Genomic DNA, 3697 nt, shown 5'->3' with positions numbered 1-3697 from the left:
CGCGCCACCCGCGCGCGCTACCTGGCCATGATCCAGCAGGCCGCCAGCGACGGCCCGCAGCGCGGCAAGCTGCAGTGCGCCAACTTCGCCCACGGGGTGGCCGGCTGCGGCGGCGGCGACAAGCAGCGCCTGCGCCTGCTGGACTCGGCCAACGTGGCGATCGTCACCGCCTACAACGACATGCTCTCGGCGCACCAGCCCTACGAGGACTACCCGGAGAAGCTGCGCCAGGCCCTGCGCGAGATCGGCTCGGTGGGGCAGGTGGCCGGCGGCGTGCCGGCCATGTGCGACGGCGTCACCCAGGGCGAGCCGGGCATGGAGCTGGGCATCGCCAGCCGCGAGGTGATTGCGCTGTCCACCGCGGTGGCGCTGTCGCACAACATGTTCGACGCCGCGCTGTTCCTTGGCATCTGCGACAAGATCGTCCCCGGCCTGCTGATGGGCGCGCTGCGCTTCGGCCACCTGCCGTCGATCTTCGTCCCCGCCGGGCCGATGCCGTCCGGGCTGTCGAACAAGGACAAGGCCGAGGTGCGCCAGCGCTACGCCGAGGGCAAGGCCAGCCGCGACGAGCTGCTCGAATCCGAGATGAAGGCCTACCACAGCCCCGGCACCTGCACCTTCTACGGCACCGCCAACACCAACCAGATGCTCATGGAGATCATGGGCCTGCACCTGCCGGGCGCCTCCTTCGTCAACCCGAACACCCCGCTGCGCGAGGCGCTGACCGTGGAGACCGCGCGCCAGGTCACCCGGCTGACCAAACAGAGCGGGCAGTTCCTGCCGCTCGGCGAGCTCGTCGACGAGCGCGTGCTGATCAACGCGGTGGTGGCCCTGCACGCCACCGGCGGCTCCACCAACCACACCCTGCACCTGCCGGCGATCGCCCAGGCGGCCGGCATCCAGCTGACCTGGCAGGACATGGCCGAGCTGTCCGCGGTGGTGCCGACCCTGGCCCACGTCTATCCGAACGGCACGGCCGACATCAACCACTTCCACGCCGCCGGCGGGGTGGCCTTCCTGGTGCGCGAGCTGCTCGACGCCGGGCTGCTCCATGAGGACGTCAACACCGTGATGGGCCGCGGCCTGCGCCGCTACACCCAGGAGCCGTTCCTCGAGGACGGCCGGCTGGTCTGGCGCGAAGGTGCCGGCCAGAGCCTCGACGCGAGCATCCTGCGCCCGGTGGCGAACCCGTTCTCGGCGGAGGGCGGCCTGCGGGTGATGGTCGGCAACCTCGGCCGCGGGGTGATGAAGGTCTCCGCGGTGGCGCCCGAGCACCAGGTGGTGGAAGCGCCGGTGCGGGTGTTCCATGACCAGCAGGCGCTGGCCGAGGCGTTCCAGGCCGGCGAACTGGACCGCGACCTGGTGGCGGTGATGCGCTTCCAGGGCCCGCGCAGCAACGGCATGCCCGAGCTGCACAAGCTGACCCCCTTCCTCGGCGTGCTGCAGGACCGTGGCTACCAGGTGGCGCTGGTCACCGACGGGCGCATGTCCGGCGCCTCGGGCAAGATCCCGGCGGCGATCCACGTCTGCCCGGAAGCCTTCGACGGCGGCCCGCTGGCGCGGGTGCGCGATGGTGACATCCTCCGCGTCGACGGCCGCGCCGGGACCCTGGAGCTGCAGGTGGATGCCGCCGAGTTCGCCGCCCGCGAACCGGCACGCTGGGACCTGGAGGCCAACGTCGGCACCGGCCGCGAGCTGTTCGCCTTCATGCGCGAGGCGTTCAGCACGGCGGAGCAGGGCGCCAGTGCCTTCACCCGCAACCTGGAGAGCCTGAAGTGAAGCGCGCATTGCTCACTGAGCTGCGTCGCACCGACACGCCCCGGACACGGGAGGGGGAGGTGGCGGAATCTCCCTTGTCGACACTGCTGCGGCCGGCAGCCGGGCAGCCGTTCCGCTGGGCCGAGCACCAGGGGCGCGAGTTGCTGCTGGTGGAGCATCCACGATGCCAGGCGGTGTTCAGTCGCCAGGGTGGGCAACTGCTGCACTTCCAGCCACAGGGTGAGCGTCCGCTGCTCTGGTGCGCAGCGCGCTGGCCCAGGATCGGCGCCATCCGTGGCGGTGTGCCGGTGTGCTGGCCCTGGTTCGGCCGTCATCCGATGGAAAGCGGCTGGCCCCACCATGGTTGGGCACGCCTGACCGACTGGCGATTGACTGCCAAGGAATCCTTCGATGCCGGTGTGCGCCTGTGCTGGCGCCTGGAGCTGCACGATTGGCTGGTGGAGCTGGAAGCGGAACTGGGTGATGAGATGCGCCTGCAACTCAGCACCCGCCACCGCGACAGCGAGCCCTGCGTGCTCAGTCATGCATTGCATGCCTACTGGCGAGTGAGCGATGTGGCGCGAGTGGGCCTGCTCGGCCTGGATGGTGCCGAAGGGGACGATCTGCTGAACCGCGAGCCGTGCCGGCAGGAGGGCGAGCTGCGCATCATCGACGGCTGCCACAAGGTGTTTCGCCAGGGCGGCAAGGTGCACATCCAGGACCCGGGCTGGCAGCGGCGCCTCTGCGTCGATGGCACCGGCAATCCCGACACCGTGGTCTGGCACCCCGGCAGTCGGCCGCTCAGCGATGCGAGTTGGGCCGAGGGATTGGGCTTCGTCGCCGTGGAAGCGGCGGCCTGCGGGGACAACAGCCTGACCCTGGCGCCAGGAGAGGAAGCTCGCCTGAACCTGCGGGCCAGGGTGGTTTGAAGGCGGGGCCTGACCCTGGTTGGATTGCCGGTCCCAGCCCCGCGTCCTTGAGTGCCAATGCACTGCTTGCATCCCATTCTCTCCGTTCGCGCCTGAGCCTGAATTGCAGGGATTTATCCAGCCGAACGGGGATGCCTTGCTCCTTAAATGTTGTTATTATTACTACATATTGTTTGATTACCTGGCTAAAAGTCCTTCTAATCGACCTGATTGATAGGTAAGCAACATAAAATCATGCGCGATGCCTGCTGCCGCCGAGCCAGGACTCTCGATCCATTTCTTGAAATCTGCCGGGCCCCGAGCTCGTAGGACCGCCCAATGACCAGCATCCCCAACACCACGGCAACCAGCCGCGTAGCCGTGCCAAGCATGGTCGAGAAGGTCGCCATCATCGATCGGCTGTGCGGCGCCGCGCGCATCCTCCCGGTGATCACCATCGAGCGCGAGCAGGACGTAGTGCCGCTGGCCGACGCCCTGGCCGCCGGCGGCCTGCGGACCCTGGAAATCACCCTGCGCTCCGAGCACGGCCTGGCCGCCATCCGCACCTTGCGCGAGCAGCGCCCGGAACTCTGCGTCGGCGCCGGCACCGTGCTCGACGAGCTGATGCTGGCCGAGGCCGAAGCCGCCGGCTCGCAGTTCATCGTCACGCCCGGCTGCACCGCCGAGCTGCTGCGCGCCGGCGTCTACAGCCCGCTGCCGCTGTTGCCGGGGATCAGCAGCGCCTCCGAGATCATGCTCGGCTACGCCCTCGGCTACCGCCGCTTCAAGCTGTTCCCGGCGGAGATCTGCGGCGGCATCAAGGCGCTCAAGGCCTTCGGCGGACCCTTCCCCGGCATCCGCTTCTGCCCCACGGGCGGGGTCAACCCCGGCAACCTGCGCGACTACATGGCCCTGGCCAATGTGATGTGCGTGGGCGGTAGCTGGATGCTGGACAAGGAGTGGATTCGCAACGGCGACTGGCAGCGGATCCAGGAGTGTTCGGCCGAGGCGCTGGCGCTGCTGGGCTGAGG

Annotated in this window: 3 protein-coding genes; all 3 read left to right on the top strand. The window is 69.0% G+C overall.

Annotated elements, in window-relative coordinates; genetic code table 11:
- Nucleotides 1-1779 (top strand): phosphogluconate dehydratase (gene edd / locus E8F12_RS00380; protein WP_280323301.1); only part of this gene is annotated, 1779 nt, incomplete at its 5' end.
- 74 nt (nt 1780-1853) lie between these two features.
- Nucleotides 1854-2687 (top strand): D-hexose-6-phosphate mutarotase, encoded by an 834-nt coding sequence (locus E8F12_RS00375; protein ID WP_280323300.1) that lies wholly within the window; start codon nt 1854-1856, stop codon nt 2685-2687.
- Between the two features lie 318 nt (nt 2688-3005).
- Nucleotides 3006-3695, top strand: coding sequence for a bifunctional 4-hydroxy-2-oxoglutarate aldolase/2-dehydro-3-deoxy-phosphogluconate aldolase (locus E8F12_RS00370; protein WP_280323299.1), 690 nt, complete (start codon nt 3006-3008; stop codon nt 3693-3695).
- Nucleotides 3696-3697 lie beyond the last annotated feature (2 nt).

The organism is Pseudomonas sp. BN102, assembly GCF_029871245.1.
Lineage (GTDB): Bacteria > Pseudomonadota > Gammaproteobacteria > Pseudomonadales > Pseudomonadaceae > Metapseudomonas.
The sequence above is the reverse complement of the archived record's forward strand: the minus strand, read 5'-3'. Positions and strand labels throughout refer to the sequence as shown.